The organism is Streptomyces sp. NPDC085460 (assembly GCF_044541975.1).
Taxonomy (GTDB): Bacteria; Actinomycetota; Actinomycetes; order Streptomycetales; family Streptomycetaceae; genus Streptomyces.
In genome coordinates, this window is sequence record NZ_JBITTO010000006.1 from 367,073 (window position 1) to 386,564 (window position 19,492).

General features: G+C 71.5%; 17 protein-coding genes and 5 tRNA genes. 13 read left to right on the forward strand and 9 right to left on the reverse strand.

Annotated features, from left to right (window positions below):
- Positions 1 to 15: 15 nt before the first annotated feature.
- From ACIGHB_RS18005 to ACIGHB_RS18030, 6 genes are all read right to left on the reverse strand, one after another.
- Entirely contained in the window at positions 16 to 429 is a 414-nt protein-coding gene (locus ACIGHB_RS18005) for a roadblock/LC7 domain-containing protein (RefSeq protein ID WP_030496939.1), read from the reverse strand.
- A 10-nt stretch (positions 430 to 439) separates the two neighbouring features.
- Positions 440 to 3,706 (reverse strand): nitrate- and nitrite sensing domain-containing protein, encoded by a 3,267-nt coding sequence (locus tag ACIGHB_RS18010; protein WP_399914135.1) that lies wholly within the window; start codon positions 3,704 to 3,706, stop codon positions 440 to 442.
- 350 nt (positions 3,707 to 4,056) lie between these two features.
- Positions 4,057 to 4,638 carry an ATP/GTP-binding protein gene (locus ACIGHB_RS18015; protein ID WP_189848077.1) on the reverse strand — a complete coding sequence of 194 codons (582 nt, stop codon included), beginning with the start codon at positions 4,636 to 4,638 and terminating at the stop codon, positions 4,057 to 4,059.
- Positions 4,619 to 5,029, reverse strand: a complete 411-nt coding sequence (locus ACIGHB_RS18020) for a DUF742 domain-containing protein (RefSeq protein WP_030496941.1) — start codon at positions 5,027 to 5,029, stop codon at positions 4,619 to 4,621. Before ACIGHB_RS18020 ends, ACIGHB_RS18015 begins: the two co-directional genes overlap by 20 nt.
- Before the next feature lie 155 nt (positions 5,030 to 5,184).
- The gene (locus ACIGHB_RS18025) at positions 5,185 to 5,598 is read right to left on the reverse strand and encodes a roadblock/LC7 domain-containing protein (protein WP_030496942.1); all 414 of its coding nucleotides are present in this window, start codon (positions 5,596 to 5,598) and stop codon (positions 5,185 to 5,187) included.
- 9 nt (positions 5,599 to 5,607) lie between these two features.
- Positions 5,608 to 9,555: a nitrate- and nitrite sensing domain-containing protein gene (locus tag ACIGHB_RS18030; protein ID WP_399914139.1), complete on the reverse strand. Its 3,948-nt coding sequence runs from the start codon at positions 9,553 to 9,555 to the stop codon at positions 5,608 to 5,610.
- A 571-nt stretch (positions 9,556 to 10,126) separates the two neighbouring features.
- On the opposite strand from ACIGHB_RS18030, the gene ACIGHB_RS18035 reads away from it, so the two are divergent.
- The 9 genes from ACIGHB_RS18035 (at position 10,127) to ACIGHB_RS18075 (ending at position 14,217) form a co-directional block, all read left to right on the forward strand.
- On the forward strand, positions 10,127 to 10,324 hold the full coding sequence (locus ACIGHB_RS18035) for a hypothetical protein (protein ID WP_360322346.1): 198 nt from the start codon (positions 10,127 to 10,129) through the stop codon (positions 10,322 to 10,324).
- 112 nt (positions 10,325 to 10,436) lie between these two features.
- A complete protein-coding gene (locus ACIGHB_RS18040) occupies positions 10,437 to 11,222 on the forward strand; it encodes a fumarylacetoacetate hydrolase family protein (RefSeq protein ID WP_399914142.1) in 786 nt (261 codons plus the stop codon).
- Positions 11,215 to 12,690 (forward strand): glutamate--tRNA ligase, encoded by a 1,476-nt coding sequence (gltX, locus tag ACIGHB_RS18045; RefSeq protein WP_360322352.1) that lies wholly within the window; start codon positions 11,215 to 11,217, stop codon positions 12,688 to 12,690. The genes ACIGHB_RS18040 and gltX overlap by 8 nt, the downstream gene beginning before the upstream one ends.
- Before the next feature lie 177 nt (positions 12,691 to 12,867).
- Positions 12,868 to 13,593, forward strand: coding sequence for an HAD family hydrolase (locus tag ACIGHB_RS18050; protein WP_360314540.1), 726 nt, complete (start codon positions 12,868 to 12,870; stop codon positions 13,591 to 13,593).
- A 92-nt stretch (positions 13,594 to 13,685) separates the two neighbouring features.
- Positions 13,686 to 13,757 (forward strand) — tRNA-Gln (locus ACIGHB_RS18055).
- A 41-nt stretch (positions 13,758 to 13,798) separates the two neighbouring features.
- Positions 13,799 to 13,871: transfer RNA gene (locus ACIGHB_RS18060), tRNA-Glu, on the forward strand.
- Between the two features lie 62 nt (positions 13,872 to 13,933).
- A tRNA-Glu gene (locus tag ACIGHB_RS18065) sits at positions 13,934 to 14,006 on the forward strand.
- Positions 14,007 to 14,028: 22 nt separating this feature from the next.
- Positions 14,029 to 14,100, forward strand: a tRNA-Gln gene (locus tag ACIGHB_RS18070).
- Positions 14,101 to 14,144: 44 nt separating this feature from the next.
- Positions 14,145 to 14,217, forward strand: a tRNA-Glu gene (locus tag ACIGHB_RS18075).
- A 133-nt stretch (positions 14,218 to 14,350) separates the two neighbouring features.
- Here the strand turns inward: ACIGHB_RS18075 and ndgR are convergent.
- Entirely contained in the window at positions 14,351 to 15,067 is a 717-nt protein-coding gene (ndgR, locus tag ACIGHB_RS18080; protein WP_005311436.1) for an IclR family transcriptional regulator NdgR, read from the reverse strand.
- A gap of 139 nt (positions 15,068 to 15,206) precedes the next feature.
- On the opposite strand from ndgR, the gene leuC reads away from it, so the two are divergent.
- The 4 genes from leuC (at position 15,207) to ACIGHB_RS18100 (ending at position 18,405) form a co-directional block, all read left to right on the forward strand.
- Positions 15,207 to 16,631: a 3-isopropylmalate dehydratase large subunit gene (gene leuC / locus ACIGHB_RS18085; RefSeq protein WP_360314538.1), complete on the forward strand. Its 1,425-nt coding sequence runs from the start codon at positions 15,207 to 15,209 to the stop codon at positions 16,629 to 16,631.
- A 6-nt stretch (positions 16,632 to 16,637) separates the two neighbouring features.
- The gene (leuD, locus tag ACIGHB_RS18090) at positions 16,638 to 17,231 is read left to right on the forward strand and encodes a 3-isopropylmalate dehydratase small subunit (RefSeq protein ID WP_360314536.1); all 594 of its coding nucleotides are present in this window, start codon (positions 16,638 to 16,640) and stop codon (positions 17,229 to 17,231) included.
- A 104-nt stretch (positions 17,232 to 17,335) separates the two neighbouring features.
- Entirely contained in the window at positions 17,336 to 17,563 is a 228-nt protein-coding gene (locus ACIGHB_RS18095) for a hypothetical protein (RefSeq protein WP_030750706.1), read from the forward strand.
- Between the two features lie 143 nt (positions 17,564 to 17,706).
- Complete coding sequence (locus ACIGHB_RS18100; protein WP_399914148.1) at positions 17,707 to 18,405, forward strand: HU family DNA-binding protein; 699 nt, start codon at positions 17,707 to 17,709, stop codon at positions 18,403 to 18,405.
- 159 nt (positions 18,406 to 18,564) lie between these two features.
- Here ACIGHB_RS18100 and ACIGHB_RS18105 read toward each other — a convergent pair whose 3' ends face one another.
- Complete coding sequence (locus ACIGHB_RS18105) at positions 18,565 to 18,774, reverse strand: hypothetical protein (protein WP_360314532.1); 210 nt, start codon at positions 18,772 to 18,774, stop codon at positions 18,565 to 18,567.
- A 10-nt stretch (positions 18,775 to 18,784) separates the two neighbouring features.
- Entirely contained in the window at positions 18,785 to 19,432 is a 648-nt protein-coding gene (gene cofC / locus ACIGHB_RS18110; protein WP_360314530.1) for a 2-phospho-L-lactate guanylyltransferase, read from the reverse strand.
- Between the last annotated feature and the right edge of the window lie 60 nt (positions 19,433 to 19,492).

Genomic DNA, 19,492 nt, shown 5'->3' on the forward strand with positions numbered 1-19,492 from the left:
CGCACTGTGTGTCTGTTAGTTGAGAAGACTTCCCTGGAGCTCCGCCCGCAGGTCCGGGGTGAGGACGGAGCCCGCCCGGTCCACCAGCAGGGCCATCTCGTAGCCCACGAGACCGATGTCGGACTCGGGGTGGGCGAGGACGGCCAGCGAGGAACCGTCCGAGACCGACATGATGAAGAGGAAGCCGCGCTCCATCTCCACCACGGTCTGGTTGACCGCGCCGCCCTCGAAGATCCGGGACGCGCCCGCGGTCAGCGAGGTCAGCCCGGAGGCGACCGCCGCCAGCTGGTCGGCACGGTCCCGGGGGAATCCCTCGGACATGGCCAGCAGGAGTCCGTCGGCGGAGACCACCACCGTGTGGGACACCCCGGGGGTGTTGTCCACGAAGTTGGTGATCAACCAGTTCAGATTCTGCGCCGCCTGGCTCATCGGGCTCACACTAACGCTCCTGGTTGTAGGTACTACCCGGGCCGAAGCCCGATCCGTTCGTGTCCGACCCCGCGGTACGTCCCTGCTGGACCCCGCGGCGCAGGTTGCTCAACCTGCCCCGGACGTCCTCGGGCGCGCGGGAGACCTGGGGGCCGCCCTGCGGGGTCTGCTCCGCGGTGCCCTCGACCAGGTTGGCCTTCGGGACACGCCGGGGGAGACCGGACGGAGTGACCCCGCCCGCCTTCGGCTCGCGGAGCTTCTTGGCCTGCTCCCAGCGCTCGTCGTTGGCCGAGCGCCACTCCTCGGAGCCGTCGTTCTGGTGCTGCTCGTCCTGCCCCACCGGCGGGGCGGGCTGGGCCGGCGGCGCGGGCCGCTGCGCCTGGGGCGCCTGCGGGGCGGCACCGCCGCGGCGCGGCAGACCGGCGTCGGTCAGTCCGTGGCCGGTGTCCGGAGCGGGACTCGGAGCCGGAGCCGGACGGTCGAAGCCTACGCGCTCGCCGCCCTGTTCGGGAGCGACCTGGGAAGATTCCGATTCCGGCCGGTAACCCTGGTCGAAAGCGCCCTGGTAGGAGGTCTGCGCGGGCCACTCGCCCTGGTGGGAGGCACCTTCGAACGCCTGGTCGTATCCGGCGTGGGGCGCGTCCTGGCCGCCGTACGGCGCTTCCGCATACGCCTGCTGCGGGTACGCGTCGGGCTGCTGGTCGTAGCCCTCGTAACCCTGCTGCTGCGGGTAGCCGTAGCCGTCCTGCGGCTGCTGCTGCTCGTAGCCCTGGGTGTACTCCTGGCCGTACCCCTGCTCCTGGCCGTACTCCTGGCCGGGGGCCTGGCCCTGCTGGTCGTAGCCCTGGGCGTACTCCTGGCCGTAGCCCTGCTCCTGGCCGTACTCGGCGCCGTACTCCTGGCCCTGCTCCTGGCCGTGCCCCGGCTCCTCGCCGTAGAGGGGCGTGCCGTCGGCCTGCACCTGGGCCTCCAGGGCCGCGCGGCGCCCCTCGCGCATCAGCGAGCGGTTGACCGGGTCCAGCTGGCGGCCCTCGCCCTGCTGCTCGTAGCGCGAGTCGTCGAAGCCGAGCTCGGCCGCGGTCCGCATCGGCGCCACCGCCGGCTCGAAGCCGCTCTGCTGCTGCGGGATGATCTGGGAGACCGTGAAGTCGTCCTGGACCGGCTGCTCGCCGCCGCCACCGTGGGTGATGGCGTCCGGGAGCATGACCAGCGAGGTGGTGCCGGCCTGCTCGCCCGAGGGACGGAGCTGGACGCGGATGCCGTGCCGGTCGGAGAGCCGGCCGACCACGAAGAGGCCCATGCGCTGGGAGACGGCCGCGTCGACGGTGGGCGGGTTCGCCAGCTTGTGGTTGATGTCCGCGAAGTCCTCGGCGGTGAGGCCGATGCCCTTGTCGTGGATCTCGACCATCACCCGGCCGTCGGGGAGACGGGTCGCGGTCACGCGGACCTTGGTCTGCGGGGAGGAGAACGTGGTCGCGTTCTCCAGGAGCTCGGCGAGCAGGTGCACGAGGTCGGTCACGGCCTGGCCGTGGATCTCGGCCTCCGGCACACCGGCGATCTCGATGCGCTCGTACTGCTCCACCTCGGAGGAGGCGGCGCGGAGCACGTCGACCAGCGGGACCGGCTGGTCCCAGCGGCGGCCCGGCTCCTCGCCGGCGAGGACGAGGAGGTTCTCGCCGTTGCGGCGCATACGGGTCGCCAGGTGGTCCAGCTTGAAGAGGTTCTCCAGCTGGTCCGGGTCGGCCTCGTTGTTCTCCAGGTCGGTGATGAGGGTCAGCTGGCCCTCGATCAGCGACTGGTTGCGGCGCGAGAGGTTGGTGAAGATCGCGTTGACGTTGCCCCGGAGCATGGCCTGCTCGGCGGCGAGCCGGACGGCCTCGCGGTGGACCTGGTCGAAGGCGCGGGCGACCTCGCCGATCTCGTCCTGCGAGTCGATCGGGATGGGCTGGACGCGGGTGTCGACCCGGCCCGGCTCGGTGCGGGAGAGCTGGTCGACGAGCATCGGCAGGCGCTGCTCGGCGATGCCGAAGGCGGCCGTGCGCAGCTCGCGCATGGAGCGGCTCATCTGGCGGGCCATCATCCCGGCGAGGATGAAGGCGGCGAGCAGGGCGATCACGACGCTGGCGCCGGTGACCCAGGCGTCCGTCGCGGCGTCGGAGGAGATGTCGGTGGCCTCGGCCACGGCCTTGTCGACGAGGACCTTCTCGACCTCGCTGTAGCCCTCGAACTTGGCGGTGGCGATCGCCAGCCAGGTGTCGGCGTTGATGCCCTTGGCGCCGAGCGCCTTGATCGCGTCGGCGTCGTCGGCGCTGCCGATCAGGCCGGCGACGCCCGTGTAGACCGAGCCGTCCTTGCCCTTGGGCAGGGTGACGTCGGCGGCCTTCATCCGCCGCTCGCCCTCGGCGGCCTTGCCGGCCATGACCTTCTTCAGGCGCTCGACGTCCTCGGCGGTACCACCGGAGCTGTACTCGCCGAGGGCGATCTGCTCCAGGTAGTTGTACGAGTTGAACGCGACCGACTGCTGCGCGAAGACGGCGTCCTCGGCGCTGGGGCGGACGAGCAGGTGGGCGCCGATGGAGCGCTGGAGCGAACCGGCGGCCTGGGCGAGCTGGATGGCGTAGACCGTCCGGCCGTAGCTGGTGATGTTGCCGGTGCCCAGGCCGAGCTCGTTGGAGAACTCCATGAGGTAGTGCTGGACGCCGGTGTAGGCGAGCTGGGTGTTCACCGGGTCCTGGGAGGCCGTGTACGCGCTCTTGCGGAGCGCGGCCAGCTTGGGCTCCTCGTTCTTGAACGCCTGCAGACGGCGTTCGAGGCCCTGGCCCGAGGGCATGTTCTTGACGGCCTCGTCGAACTTGGCGCGGGCCGCGTCGGTGTTGGCGTACGCCCGGGTGATGTCCTCCCCGGCGCGGTCCTTGCCGGCGAGCAGCGGGGCCGCCGTCAGGTCGCGCTCGTTGAGGAGGGCGGTGGAGTACTCCGAGGCGGCGCGCACGATGAGCGCCGTCTTCTCGGCGTCCTGGGCCTCCTGCCAGGTGTCGATGGACCCCTTGACCTGGAAGCCGCCCATGACGAGGCCGACGAGCACGGGTATGAGGAGGATCGCGTTCAGCCGGGTGGGCACGCGCCAGTTGCGCGGGGACAGCTTGCTGGAGCTGCCCCGGGGGGCGGGTCCGGGCACGGGCGTCACCGGCACGTCCGCGGGCGACACCGCACCGCGCGACGGCGGGGTGAAGTTGCCCCGCGCCTCCTGCTCCGCGGAGCCATCCATGCTTCGCCTCACTCGACCAACAACCTCTCCGCGTCGGCACCTACGTCGTGCCGGTGTTTCGTTCAGGGCCGTACTACTCGGGAGTTCATGAATTGCAGCACGTGAAGGGGGTCGGTTCCAAACAGTGGGACGGGACCGCTTTCAGTGGCCCACGCCTCACATAAAACGGGCATAAAGAGCGAGCCCCGCCAAATGGCGGGGCTCATGTGAGCGCAGCGACACCGATCGGATGCGTCGGGTGTCCGGGGCGCACGAATTCTCTGTCGAAACGTTATGAAGCCCGGATCCGCCGTGTCGAAGGACACAGATCGACTCCGGCCGCCCCGGTGTGGCGGCATATGACAACTGCCCTGGTGAGGACGTTACTTGAGGCGGGCCATGAGGGCGTGCTCGACGAGGGTGATGAGCGCGCTCTTGGCGTCCGCGCGATGGCGGGCGTCGGTGGTGATGATGGGGGTGTCCGGGCCGATCTGCAGGGCCTCGCGGACCTCGTCCGGGGTGTACGGCTGGCTGCCGTCGAAGCCGTTGAGGGCGATGACGAAGGGGAGCCCCGAGTTCTCGAAGTAGTCGACGGCCGGGAAGCAGTCGGCGAGGCGGCGGGTGTCGACGAGGACGACGGCGCCGATGGCGCCGCGGACCAGGTCGTCCCACATGAACCAGAAGCGGTCCTGGCCGGGGGTGCCGAACAGGTACAGGATCAGATCCTGGTCCAGCGTGATACGGCCGAAGTCCATCGCCACCGTGGTGGTGGTCTTGCCGCCGGTGTGGGTCAGATCGTCGATCCCGGCCGAGGCCGCCGTCATGACGGCCTCGGTGCGCAGCGGATTGATCTCCGAGACGGCACCCACGAACGTGGTCTTGCCCACGCCGAAGCCACCGGCCACCACGATCTTCGCGCTGGTGGTCGATCTGGCCGCGCCGCCGTTAGAGCTTGCGAAGTCCACTGAGCACCCTTTCGAGCAGTGTCACGTCCGGCGTGCCGCCGGCTTCTCCGTTGCCCGGCTGGTGGATCGCCACCATGCCCGCCTCGGCCAGGTCGGCCACGAGGATCCGGGCGACACCGAGCGGCATCGACAGCAGGGCGGACACCTCGGCCACCGACTTGACCTCACGGCACAGGTGGCAGATGCGCTGGTGCTCGGGGAGGAGCGTGGCGAGGTGCGCCGGGTCGGCCGTGGTGCTGACCAGCGCCTCGATGGCGAGCTGGTAGCGCGGCCGGGTCCGGCCGCCGGTCATCGCGTACGGACGGACCAGCGGCTGGTCGCCCTCATGACCGTACGGATCGTCCAGGGACGAGCCGCCGTACGGATCGTGAGTGGCGGGGGGCGGGGTCATGAATCCTCCGGGCGTGACGACAAGACCTCTGCCGTCTGATGGGGCCGGTGGGGGGCCGGATGGGGCGGCCGGACGATGAACGGTGCCGGGGGCGGTACGGGTTGGGGACGTACCGCCCCGTCGAGGGGGCAGGCGCTGCGGGCGGGTGGGGGCCGCTAGTGCAGCAGGCTGCCCTGGAGCTCCGCGCGGAGATCCGGGGTGAGCACGCTGCCGGCCCGGTCGACCAGCAGCGCCATCTCGTAGCCGACGAGGCCGATGTCGCACTCCGGGTGCGCGAGCACGGCCAGCGAGGAGCCGTCCGAGACCGACATGAGGAAGAGGAAGCCGCGCTCCATCTCCACCACGGTCTGCGCCACGGGACCGCCCTCGAAGATCCGGGAGGCGCCCGCGGTCAGCGAGGTGAGCCCGGACGCGACCGCCGCCAGCTGGTCGGCACGATCGCGGGGGAACCCTTCGGACATGGCCAGCAGAAGGCCGTCGGCGGAGACCACCACCGTGTGGGACACCCCGGGGGTGTTGTCCACGAAGTTGGTGATCAACCAGTTCAGATTCTGCGCCGCCTGGCTCATCGCGCTCAACTATCGCTCCTGCTGGTGGTTCGGACCGAGGTGGAAGCTACCCGTGGTCGAGTTGCCCGCCTGCCGGCCCTGCTGGATGCCGCGGCGCAGGTTGGTGAGCCGGCCACGGACGTCGTCGGGTGCACGCGAGACCTGGGGGCCGGCCGTGTGGGCCTGCTCCTGTGCGGTCCCGGGTACGAGGTTGGCCTTCGGCACACGGCGCGGAAGACCGGATGTGGTGACCCCGCCGGCGGAGGGCTTGCGCGCCCGCTCGGCCTGGCGCACCAGATCGTCGTTGGGGGAGGGCCGCCACGAGGCGGAGCCCGGCCGGCCGGCGTCGCCGGCCGGACCGCCGGCCGGCGGACCCGCGGGAGCGGGCTGCTGCACGACCGGGGTCTGCATGGTCTGCTCGACCGCGGGCGTCCGCTGCTGCGGCTGCGCCGACGGGGCCGGAGCCTGCTGCTGACCCTGGTCCTGGTGGAACCAGTTGGTCTCCAGCGTGTCGTACAGCGGCGTGCGTCCGTCGCCCGCGCCCGGCGCCGGCGGCAGGGCCTCCGGACGGCGCGGCCGGCCGAGCTGCGGCTGCCGCGGCTCGGGAGCCTGGCCCTGCGGGGCGACGCGCTGCGGCGCCTGCGGCGGTACGGGCTGCTGCGGGGCCTGAGGCATCTGCGGCGCCTGGGGCGCGAACTCGTTGCCGGTGCGCTGGCGCGGGGCCGGGGGCTGCTGCGCCTGCTGCTGTGCCTGCGGTACGAAGGGCTGGCTGCCGTACGGCGGACGGTCCTGGTACTGCGGAGCCTGGGGCTGGGCCTGGGGCGCCTGCGGGGCACCGAAGTCCGGGCGCGGGAACTGGCCGGTCGAGCCGGGACCCTGCGGCGCCAGGGGAGCGTCGTAGTCCGGCCGCGCGAACTGCGCGGTGGACGCCGGGTCCTGGTACTGCGGAGCCTGGGGCGCCTGCGGAGCCTGGGGGGCGCCGAAGTCGGGGCGCGGGAACTGGCCCGTCGAGCCCGGACCCTGCGGCGCGCCGGGCGCGGCGAAGGAGCCGGTGGTCTCGGCGTCCTCGTGACCGCGCGGGGCGTCCAGCGGTGTCATGTCCTGCTGCGGGCGGCGTACCGGCTGCTGGGCCGGGTCGCTGCCCCAGCTCGCACCCTGCGGGCGCTGCGGCTGGGGGTTGCCGCCGGGCAGCTCGGCGCGCGGGAAGCCGTTCGGCGCGCCCAGCGGGTCCTGCTGCTGCGGGGCCTGGGGCTGCTGGGGGGCCTGCGGCTGCTGCGGGGCCTGCTGGTTCTGCGGACGGCCGCCCCACACGTCCGTACGGGACGGGATGGCGCTGGCCGCGCCGCCGATGAGACCGGCGCCGGGGCCGGGCTGCGGAGGCTGGGGGAGCTGCGGCAGACGGCCGGTCTGGTCGAGCTGGGCGTCGGCCGGCTGCGGCTGGCGGGGCTGCTGCGGGGCCGGGGCCTGCGGCGCGCCGTCCCGGGCGGGCAGCGCGGTGCGCGGAGCACCCGCGGGACCGACCTGGGGACGCGAGGCGCCGGGACCGGCGCCGAGGCGGCCGGCCGGAGCCGAGGGGCCGCCGAGGCCCGGACGTCCGGCACCGGGGCCGCCGGCACCCGGACCACCGGCCGCGCCGGGGCCGCCGGGGAGACGGCCGCCGGGGGCGTTGCCGCCCTGCGGGGCCGCGCCCTGGGAGCCGGGACCCGCCTTGGGGGCCGGCTTGCGGCCGCCCTGGGCGACGTCGACCGGGAGCATGACGAGCGCGGTGGTGCCGCCCGAGTCGGACGGGCGCAGCTGGATGCGGATGCCGTGTCGCAGGGACAGGCGGCCGACCACGAAGAGGCCCATGCGGCGGGAGACGGAGACGTCCACGGTGGGCGGCGAGGCGAGCCGCTCGTTGATCGCGGCGAGGTCCTCGGGGGAGAGGCCGATGCCGGTGTCGTGGATCTCGACCAGCACGCGCCCGTCGGGCAGCGCGTGGCCGGTGACCCGGACCTTGGTCTGCGGGGAGGAGAACGAGGTGGCGTTCTCCAGCAGCTCGGCGAGGAGGTGCACGAGGTCGTTGACGACCCGGCCGGCGACGTCCGTCGCCGGGACCGCGGCCAGTTCGATGCGCTCGTACTGCTCCACCTCGGAGGCGGCGGCGCGGAGCACGTCGACCAGCGGGACCGGGCGGGTCCAGCGGCGGCCCGGCTCCTCGCCGGCGAGGACGAGGAGGTTCTCGCCGTTCCGGCGCATACGGGTCGCGAGGTGGTCGAGCTTGAACAGCGAGGAGAGCTGGTCCGGGTCGGCCTCGCGCGACTCCAGCTCGGAGATGAGCGAGAGCTGACGCTGGATGAGGCCCTGCGAACGGCGCGAGAGGTTGGTGAACATCGCGTTGACGTTGCCCCGGAGGAGGGCCTGCTCGGCGGCGAGGCGGACCGCCTCGCGGTGCACGTCGTCGAAGGCCGTGGCCACCTGGCCGATCTCGTCCCGGGAGTGCACGCCGACGGACTCGACGGAGGTGTCGACGTCCTGCGGGTCGGACTCGGAGAGCTGCTTGACCAGCTCGGGCAGGCGTTCCTGGGCGACCTTGGTGGCGGTGTCCTGGAGCCGGCGCAGCGAGCGGATCATGGAGCGGGCCACGACGAAGGCGCCGATGAGCGAGACGCCGAGGACGAGCAGGATCAGCGCACCGTTGATGATGGCCTCGCGCTGCGACTCCTGCCGCAGCTCACGGGCCATCGTCTCCATGTCGCCGAGGAGCTGGTTCTCGATGCGGCCCATGGCCGCGATCTTGGTCTCGTACTCGTCGGTGAAGTTGAGGTAGCCGCGCCAGTTGTCGCGCCTCTTCAGCTGGTCGTCCGTCTTCAGCACGCGCTCGGCGTACTTCTCGGCGTCCACGATGGTGGGGTTGCCGGAGCGGAGCGAGTCGGTGAGCTCGGTGGCGTTGCCGCCGGTGCCCTCGTAGATCGCGGTGAACGACTTGAAGGCGTTGTTCTCGCCGTTGAGCGCGGCCTCGCCGTAGAGGCGGTCGCCGGGCTGGATGTCGCCGGGGCCCTTGTCGCTGGCCGGCAGGGCGCCCGCGATGATCGCCTGCTGGATGGAGGCGTACTCCTTGGCGGACGAGAACGCGGCGAGCGCGCGGGTCCGCTTGATCATCTCGGGGTTGCTGGTCGCCTGCGCCATGTCCTGGGAGAGGCTGAGCAGCGAGCGGATGAGACGGCTGTACGCCTCGACGGTCACCGACTGCTGGACGCCGTCCTTGTACGCGGTGGTCCGGATGTTGTGGAGGTCGATGACCTGGGCCGCGATGGTGCCGACGTTGGAGCGGATGCTCTGCAGCGCCTCGTCGTCCTCGCTGTTCGGGATGGCCCGGGTCGCGTCGAGGAAGGCGTCGTACTGGCGGTCGGTGCGGCGGCGCGGGTTGGCGATCTGGTAGTCGCTGGTGGGGCGCTTGTTGGCGAGCGGACCCGCGGATAGGTCGCGCTCGGCCTGGAGGGCCTGCGCGAGCGCGGTCGCCTCACGGGTCAGCTTGGTCAGCAGCTGCATGTGGTCGAGCTGCTGCATGTCCTGGAGCGACTCGTTGATGCGGATGCCGCCGAGGCTGGTGGCCGCGACCACGGGGAGGGTCAGCAGCGCCACGAGGCGCGTGGAGATACGCCAGTTGCGCAGGGCTATTCGCGGTCCGGTGGGGTTCTCGGGAGGGGTGGGGGCGGTGCCCTTCTCCCCGCGCGCGGTGGCCGCGCCCTGCTCGCCGCCGGGCGCGGCGGACGGGCCGGAACGGCGTGCGGAGCCGTCGCCGGACTCGCCGTTCGGCCGCGCGCCCTTGCCCTGGTTCCTGCCCTGGCCGCCCGCGCCGGGCGCCTGCTGGGTGGAGTGCGGGGCCGCGGGACCGCGATCGGTCCCGGCACGCGGTTCCTGCTCCGACGGAGCCTCCGCGCGACCCTTGCGGGCCTGGGCAGAGCCCGCGCCATCCCTCTTGAAACGTCCCTGCACTAGCGTCGCAACCTCTGGACCAGGCGCCCTTTCCGGTCGGAACCGGAGCGGACGGTGTCGGCGTCGATGGGACGCGTCGGTGCGCCCCGGGTGGTCGTCGGTGACCGGCGCAGATCCCCCTTTCCCGCCACTCGGCCGGCGCTGCGTTGCGCCCCCTGCGTGCCGGCGTCGAACCCGCGGCGGTCGTGGAATTCCAGCACAGTGCCGGACCTCCAACAAGGGCTGCGGTCTGTACCGCGGAGGGGATGACCAACCGTGCGCACGGCGTCACCCCGCGTAGAAGATGATCACGGAGGATTCGGACTTTTCCCCTCCAATGGCCTGGCGCCCCCGAGTGTCCCAGTCGCGATGATCAGGAGCGGAATGGAGGGTTCAATGGCGGAATGTCCCTTTCCGTGACCTGACATGCCCGTCCGTAATGACCGGAAAATCCACCCAGTGGTGAGCAAACTCACACGGGAATGGATGTCTCAGCCATGCATTCGAAGGGAACGCCTTGATTTAGCCTGACGCTTTACACCATTCTCGCGCCCGCACGGGCGCCCGTCCCGGAACAAGGTCTGCCAGCGCGATGACTGCACCCACCCCCGCCACCACGGCCAACCCGCGCCGCTCCACGCTCGCCCACCTCGCGGACGCCGCCGCCCTCGGCCGCGGCGCCACCCCCGAGTACGCGACCGAGCTGCCCGGCACCACGGCCAACCCGCGCCGCACGGTCCTCATGACGGCCCCCGCGCCCTACGTGCCGGCCTATCTGACCGAGGGCTGATCCGCCCCTCCACCCGCCCGCCACCGGCGATAACCGCCGGTCGGCCGCCCCGCGCCGCGTTAGCCTGGAGCGTCAGACTCCAGCCAGTACCAAGTGAGGGGCGACAGCACGCGTGCGCATCGCCAGATTCTCCATCGACGGCAACGTCGCCTTCGGCGCGGTCGAGGGCGAGGGGACCGTCGAGTCCGGCGGCCTGGTCCTCGACATCATCAAGGGCATCCCGTACACCGACTTCGAGCTCAGCGGTACCAAGGTCCCGCTGAGCAAGGTACGGCTCCTGCCGCCGGTGCTCCCCAACAAGATCGTGGCCATCGGCCGCAACTACGCGGAGCACGCCAAGGAGCTCGGTCACGAGGTCCCCGACGTCCCGGTCGCCTTCTTCAAGCCGACCACCTCCGTCATCGGCCCCGGCGACGCCGTCGAGTACCCCTCCTTCTCCAGCGAGCTGCACCACGAGGCCGAACTGGCCGTGGTGATCGGCCGCATGTGCCGCGAGGTGCCCCGGGAGCGCGTCAAGGACGTGATCTTCGGCTACACCTGCGCCAACGACGTGACCGCCCGCGACGTCCAGCAGCGCGAGGCCCAGTGGGCCCGCGCCAAGGGCTTCGACACGAGCTGCCCGCTGGGCCCCTGGGTGGAGACCGACCTCGACCCGAGCGACCTCGCCATCCAGGCCACGGTCAACGGCGAACAACGCCAGCTCGGTCGGACGAGCGACATGATCCGCTCCATCGAGGACCTGGTCGTCCACATCACCGAGGCCATGACGCTGCTCCCCGGCGACGTCATCCTCACCGGCACTCCCGCCGGGGTCGGCCCCCTCACCGTCGGCGACGAGGTCGCCGTCACCATCGAAGGCATCGGCACTCTCACCAACAGGGTGATCAAGCGTGGCTAACGCGAACCTCCGCGTCCGTTTCTGTCCGTCCCCGACCGGCAACCCCCATGTGGGCCTGGTCCGCACGGCCCTCTTCAACTGGGCCTTCGCCCGGCACAACCAGGGCACCATGGTCTTCCGCATCGAGGACACCGACGCGGCCCGCGACTCGGAGGAGTCGTACGAGCAGCTGCTCGACTCCCTCAAGTGGCTCGGCCTCGACTGGGACGAGGGCCCCGAGGTCGGCGGCCCGCACGCCCCCTACCGCCAGTCGCAGCGGATGGACATCTACAAGGACGTCGCCGACAAGCTGCTCGCCGGCGGGTACGCGTACCGCTGCTACTGCACCACCACCGAGCTGGACGAGCGCCGCGAGGCCGCCCGCGCCGCCGGGAAGCCCTCCGGCTACGACGGCCACTGCCGCGAGCTGTCGGACGGCCAGGTCGCGCAGTACGAGGCCGAGGGCCGCGAGCCGATCGTCCGCTTCCGGATGCCCGACGAGGCCATCACCTTCACCGACCTGGTCCGCGGCGAGCTCACCTTCACCCCGGAGAACGTGCCGGACTACGGCATCCTCCGGGCCAACGGCGCCCCGCTCTACACCCTGGTCAACCCGGTCGACGACGCGCTGATGGAGATCACCCACGTCCTGCGCGGCGAGGACCTGCTCTCCTCCACCCCCCGCCAGATCGCCCTCTACAAGGCGCTGATCGAGCTGGGCGTCGCCAAGGAGATCCCCGCCTTCGGCCACCTGCCGTACGTGATGGGCGAGGGCAACAAGAAGCTCTCCAAGCGCGACCCGCAGGCCAGCCTCAACCTCTACCGGGAGCGCGGCTTCCTCCCCGAGGGCCTGCTGAACTACCTGTCGCTGCTCGGCTGGTCCTTCTCGGCCGACCAGGACATCTTCACCATCCCCGAGATGGTGGCGAAGTTCGACATCGCCGACGTCAACGCCAACCCGGCCCGCTTCGACCTCAAGAAGGCCGAGTCCATCAACGCGGACCACATCCGCATGCTGGACGTGAAGGCGTTCACCGAGGCGTGCGAGCCCTGGCTCCAGGCCCCGCACGCCCCCTGGGCCCCCGAGGACTTCGACCGCGCGGCCTGGGAGCGGATCGCCCCGCACGCCCAGACCCGCCTGACCGTGCTCTCCGAGATCACGGCCAACGTCGACTTCCTCTTCCTGCCCGAGCCGGTCCTCGACCAGCCCTCCTGGGACAAGGCGATGAAGGGCGAGCCCGCGGCCCTCCTCACCACCGCCCGCGAGAAGCTCGACGCGGCCGACTGGAGCGACCCCGAGTCCCTCAAGAACGCCGTCCTGGCCGCCGGCGAGGCCCACGGCCTCAAGCTCGGCAAGGCCCAGGCCCCGGTCCGCGTCGCCGTCACCGGCCGCACCGTCGGCCTCCCCCTCTTCGAGTCCCTGGAGATCCTGGGCAAGGAGAAGACCCTGGCCCGCGTCGACGCGGCCCTGGCGAAGCTCGCCGCCTAGGCGACACCGCCCTCCACCACGGGGCGGCGGCTGGAGGACCCCCTCCGGCCGCCGCCCCGTCGTCGTACCCGCCCCGCCGTGCGCGCATCGGGCCGGAGCGACGGGCTCCACCCGACCTGGGCCACCAGGACCGGAAGACCGCTGACGGGAGCCCGCCACCGGCGTACGGTCGGTGCCATGAGCATCCGCGCCGTCCTCTGGGACGTGGACGACACGATCTTCGACTACGCGAGCGCCGACCGCGCCGGGATGCGCGCCCACCTCGCCGCCGAGGGCCTGGCCGGCCTGCACGGCTCCGTCGAGGAGGCCCTGCTCCACTGGAAGGCGCTCACCGAGCTGCACTGGCGGCGGTACGAGGAGAGCCCCGCGGGGAACTGGCAGGACCAGCGCCGGGCGCGGGTCCGCGACTTCCTGGAGCGCCCGGAGATGACCGACCCCGAGGCCGACGCCTGGTTCGCCCGGTACGTGGCCCACTACGAGGCCGCCTGGGAGCTCTTCCCCGACGCCCTGCCCGTCCTCGACCTGCTCGCCACCGACTACCGGCAGGCCGTCCTGTCGAACTCCAGCATCCACGCCCAGGAACCCAAGCTGCGCGCCCTCGGCGTCCGCGACCGCTTCGAGGCCGTCCTGTGCGCCGCCGAGCTGGGCAGCGCCAAACCCGCCGCCGAGGCGTTCCACGCCGCCTGCGCCGCCCTCGGCCTCGCCCCGCACCAGGTGGCGTACGTGGGGGACCGGCCCGACATCGACGCCCTCGGCGCGCAGGAGGCGGGGCTCCGCGGCATCTGGCTGGACCGCGCCGGCACCGGCGGCCGACCCGGCCTGCACCGCATCACCGACCTGCACCAGCTCCCTCCGCTGCTCCGCGGGGATACCCGTTTTGGAGCACCGTCCACCTTCGGGTAATGTTCTTCCTGCGCCGAGGGGAGCAAGCCGAAAGGCAAGAACCCGGAAAGCGCAAGCCGAGCAAGATCCCCCTCACGGGGAAGTTGCCCCGGTGGCCTATGGTGTAATTGGCAGCACGACTGATTCTGGTTCAGTTAGTCTTGGTTCGAGTCCAGGTAGGCCAGCTCGCAGAGCTCATCTGCAAACCGTGGATGGCATCCACAAAGCCCCCGTTGTGTAGCGGCCTAGCACGCCGCCCTCTCAAGGCGGTAGCGCCGGTTCGAATCCGGTCGGGGGTACAGATCCTTCCCGCGGGATCACTTGGGTAGCTCCCAGGTGGACCCGATGCAGGATCGCTAGGGCCCCCGTTGTGTAGCGGCCTAGCACGCCGCCCTCTCAAGGCGGTAGCGCCGGTTCGAATCCGGTCGGGGGTACGACGCTGGTCTAACCACGTATTGGTCTATGGTGTAATTGGCAGCACGACTGATTCTGGTTCAGTTAGTCTAGGTTCGAGTCCTGGTAGACCAGCTCGGGTCTGCGGCGGTCGGAGTCCGACGCTCGCATGATCCAAAGCCCCCGTTGTGTAGCGGCCTAGCACGCCGCCCTCTCAAGGCGGTAGCGCCGGTTCGAATCCGGTCGGGGGTACGCGACAGAGAAGCCCTTCCCTTCGGGGGAGGGCTTCTTCGCTGTTCCCGGCTCGCGCACGGACAACTCCGGCCCACCGCTGCGGCGTTGGAGCGGTGGGCCGGGGAACGTACAGGTGAAGAGAGAAGAAGGATCAGCCGTTGCGGCGGAGCGCCTCGGAGAGCCGCGCTGCGGCGTCGATGACCGCCTGGGCGTGCATACGGCCCGGGTGGCGCGTCAGACGCTCGATCGGACCCGACACCGACACGGCGGCCACCACGCGGTTCGACGGGCCCCTCACGGGCGCGGAGACGGACGCGACGCCCGGCTCCCGCTCACCGATCGACTGGGCCCAGCCGCGGCGCCGTACGCCCGACAGGGCCGTCGCCGTGAAGCGGGCGCCCTGAAGACCGCGGTGCAGCCGCTCGGGCTCCTCCCAGGCCATCAGGATCTGCGCCGACGAGCCGGCCTTCATGGTCAGCGTGGAGCCCACCGGGACCGTGTCCCGCAGACCGGACAGCCGCTCGGCCGCCGCCACGCAGATCCGCATGTCGCCCTGGCGCCGGTAGAGCTGCGCGCTCTCCCCGGTGACGTCGCGCAGATGCGTCAGCACCGGCCCGGCCGTCGCCAGGAGGCGGTCCTCACCGGCCGCCGCCGCGAGCTCCGCGAGGCGCGGGCCCAGGATGAAACGGCCCTGCATGTCGCGGGCCACCATCCGGTGGTGTTCCAATGCCACGGCCAGACGGTGGGCCGTGGGTCGTGCGAGTCCCGTCGCCGCGACCAGTCCTGCGAGGGTGGCCGGACCGGACTCCAGGGCGCTCAGGACAAGGGCTGCCTTGTCGAGAACGCCTACGCCGCTAGAGTTGTCCATGCAACGATATTCACGTCTCACTCTGTGAAACGCAAGTTCAATTTTCCGAGGATCTTGTCACTCTGGTGGGGCGGCCGCACAACGGCCCGCACAACGGTCTCTAGTGGTGCCGGCGCAGCCGCCGGCCGGAGGGAAAGCGATGGGTAGGACACTCGCGGAGAAGGTCTGGGACGACCACGTCGTCCGGCGCGCCGAGGGCGAGCCCGACCTCCTCTTCATCGATCTTCACCTGCTGCACGAGGTGACCAGCCCCCAGGCGTTCGACGGCCTCCGGCAGAACGGCCGCCAGGTGCGGCGCCTCGACCTCACCCTCGCCACCGAGGACCACAACACCCCCACCCTCGATATCGACAAGCCGATCGCCGACCCGGTCTCCCGCGCCCAGCTGGAGACCCTGCGGAAGAACTGCGCCGAGTTCGGCGTGCGGCTCCACCCGCTCGGCGACGTCGAGCAGGGCGTCGTCCACGTGGTGGGCCCGCAGCTGGGCCTGACCCAGCCCGGCATGACCGTGGTCTGCGGCGACTCCCACACCTCCACGCACGGCGCCTTCGGCGGCCTGGCCTTCGGCATCGGCACCAGCCAGGTCGAGCACGTCCTGGCCACCCAGACGCTGCCCATGGCCCGCCCGAAGACCATGGCCATCACCGTCGACGGCGAGCTGCCCGCCGACGTGACCGCCAAGGACCTGATCCTCGCGATCATCGCGAAGATCGGCACCGGCGGCGGCCAGGGCTACGTCCTGGAGTACCGCGGCTCCGCCATCGAGAAGCTCTCGATGGAGGCCCGCATGACCATCTGCAACATGTCCATCGAGGCCGGTGCCCGCGCGGGCATGATCGCCCCCGACGAGACCACCTTCGCCTACCTCAAGGGCCGTCCGCACGCCCCCGAGGGCGAGGACTGGGACGCCGCCGTCTCCTACTGGAAGACGCTGAAGTCCGACGAGGACGCGGTCTTCGACGCCGAGGTCGTCATCGACGCCGCCGCCCTGGCGCCGTTCGTCACCTGGGGCACCAACCCCGGCCAGGGCGCGCCGCTTTCGGCGAACGTCCCCGACCCGGCTTCGTACGAAGACCCCTCGGAGCGCCTCGCCGCCGAAAAGGCCCTGGAGTACATGGGGTTGACCGCCGGCCAGCCGCTGCGCGACATCAAGGTCGACACCGTCTTCGTAGGCTCCTGCACCAACGGCCGCATCGAGGACCTGCGCAACGCCGCCTCCCTGCTGGAGGGCCGCAAGGTCGCCGACGGCGTCCGCATGCTGGTCGTCCCCGGCTCCGTCCGGGTCGCCCTGCAGGCCGTCGAGGAGGGCCTGGACAAGGTCTTCAAGCAGGCCGGCGCCGAATGGCGGCACGCGGGCTGCTCCATGTGCCTGGGCATGAACCCCGACCAGCTGGCCCCCGGTGAGCGCTCCGCGTCCACCTCCAACCGCAACTTCGAGGGCCGGCAGGGCAAGGGCGGCCGCACCCACCTGGTCTCCCCCCAGGTCGCCGCCGCCACCGCCGTCCTGGGCCATCTGGCCTCCCCGGCCGACCTGTCCGACGCCGTCACCACCGCGGGGGTCTGAGGAACCATGGAAGCTTTCACCACGCACACCGGCCGGGCCGTCCCGCTGCGCCGCAGCAACGTCGACACCGACCAGATCATCCCGGCGCACTGGCTGAAGAAGGTCACCCGCGACGGCTTCGAGGACGGCCTCTTCGAGGCATGGCGCAAGGACCCCGAGTTCGTCCTCAACCGCCCCGAGCGGCAGGGCGCCTCGGTCCTGGTGGCCGGCCCCGACTTCGGCACCGGCTCCTCCCGCGAGCACGCCGTCTGGGCGCTCCAGAACTACGGCTTCAAGACCGTGATCTCCGCCCGCTTCGCCGACATCTTCCGCGGCAACTCGCTGAAGAACGGTCTGCTGACGGTCGTCCTCCCGCAGGAGACGGTCGACGCCCTCTGGGAGCTGACCGAGGCCGACCCCACCGCCGAGATCACCGTCGACCTGGAGGCCCGCAAGGTCCTGGCGGCCGGGATCGACGCCGACTTCGAGCTCGACGAGAACGCCCGCTGGCGGCTCCTGAACGGGCTGGACGACATCAGCCTCACCCTTCAGAACGAAGCCGACATCGCGGCCTACGAGACGGCGAGGCCGTCCTTCAAGCCCCGTACAATTACGGCCTGAGCAGCGCTTTTCCAAGACTGCGCCCCCCACCCTCCGGTGGGGGGCGCAGTCGCTTGTTGAGACCCTGTCGGGCGACAACTCGCCCTAGATGGCACAATCGGTGCATGGAACGCGACAACCAACTCAAGCTCTACGAGGAAGTCGCCGACCGATTGAAAGAAGCGCACTCCCGAGTGCGCGCACTGCAAGTCCCGGAGGGCGTAAGGATGGCGCTGTCCCGGAAGCTGCTGGTCGTCACGGCCGCGGCGAAGCACGATCTCGCGGACGCGGCAACGCGTCTGGACCGGTTGATGAAGGACCTCGACGAGGGCCGATTCCCTGAAGACGACTGACACCAGGAACTCCGCAACGGCACTTCCGCGTTGCGGCACAAGGGTGATTAGGCCGTTTCGTGTTTGATTTGCGGTATATACATGCCTAACGTGCGAAAACGCTAGAACAGTTTCGTTCCGGCAAAGTCTCCGAAGGGGAAGACGTGAACAAGGCGCAGCTCGTAGAAGCGATTGCCGACAAGTTGGGCGGTCGCCAGCAGGCCGCCGAAGCCGTCGACCACGTGCTCGACGCCATCGTGCGCGCCGTGGTGTCCGGCGACCGGGTGTCGGTCACCGGCTTCGGCTCGTTCGAGAAGGTCGACCGCCCGGCCCGCTACGCCCGCAACCCGCAGACGGGCGAGCGCGTGCGGGTCAAGAAGACCTCGGTTCCGCGTTTCCGCGCCGGCCAGGGCTTCAAGGACCTGGTCAGCGGCTCGAAGAAGCTCCCCAAGGGCGGCGAGGTCTCCGTCAAGAAGGCCCCCAAGGGCAGCCTGACCGGTGGCGCCTCCGCCACCGTGAAGAAGGCCGCGGCGAAGAAGGCCACCACGGCCAAGAAGGCCGCCGCCAAGAAGGCCACTCCGGCCAAGAAGACCACGGCCGCCGCCGCCAAGAAGGCGACCCCGGCCAAGAAGACCACCACCGCGGCCGCGAAGAAGACCTCCGCCGCCGCCGCCAAGAAGACGACGGCCGCGAAGAAGACCGCCACCGCCGCGGCCAAGAAGGCCACCACGGCCACCACCGCCAAGAAGGCCGCCGCCAAGAAGACGGCCCCGGCCAAGAAGGTCACGGCGAAGAAGGCGCCCGCCAAGAAGACCACGGCGCGCAAGACCGCCACGGCGAAGAAGGCCGCCGCCAAGAAGTAGGACCGTCCTCGCACGTCCGCCGGGCCGGGCTCCCCGCACGGGAGCCCGGCCCGCGGCGCGTCCACGAGCCTCCGCCCCCCGGGCGCGTCCACGAGCCTCCGCCCCCCGGGCGCGTCCACGAGCCCCCGGCCCCGGGCGCGACAGGCCCGGGGGAGCGGTTCAGAAGGTCTGCAGCGTCACCAGCGTGATCCGCGGGCCCGCGCCCGCGGCGCCCGGCTCCGTCTCGATCCGCACCCGCTGACCCGGCCGCAGCAGTCGCAGCCCGCCCGCGTCGAAGGCGTCGGGACCGAACTCCACCGGGGTGCCGTCGTCGAGCAGCACACTGCCGCTGCGGGTGTCGGGGTCGTACGTGAACGCGGTCGCCTGCATGCACCGCAGCCTATCCGGCCGGTGCCGGCCGCCGGGCCGCCGTCCGCGGGCCGAGCCCCAGCGAGCCCGCCGCCTCCAGGTCCTCGCCGGTGTCCACGTCCCGGCGCACGGAATCCACCCCGGCCAGCCGGATTTCCACCGCCCCCGACGACAAATGCCGCAGCCGCGACGGACCTCCGAAAGCCGGTTCCAATTCCACCCCCGGAGCCGCCGAGAGGAATGTCGTACCTATTTCGGCGGCATCCGCGAGAAATGCCCTCGGGAATTGGCGGGCCGCCCCCAGGACCCGCGCCAGCTCCGCCGGCCGCAGCGCGGGCAGGTCCGCGTTCAGCACCGCCACGCGCGCGTGCGGCCGCCGCTCCCGTATCGCCCGGGCCCCGTGCGCCAGCGCCGCGTTGAGCCCCGCCGCCGGGGAGTCCGGCACGATCCGGGCCCCCAGCGCGGCCAGCGCCCGGCCGGCCGCCGGATCGTCCGTGACCACCACCACGTCCCGTACCTCCGGGCACTCCAGCGCCGCCGCCACGGTGTCCTCGGCGAAGGCCAGGGCCAGCCGGGGCCGGAGCCGCTCCCCGGCCGCCGCGGCGAGCCGGCTCTTCGCCAGGGCCAGGGGTTTCAGGGGTACGACCAGGGACCAGCCGTCGTCCGCATCCGTGTTCATCGCCGACCATTCTGTCCCGCCCGGGCGGTACGGCCGCGCCCCCGGGGCGTACCGTGTCCT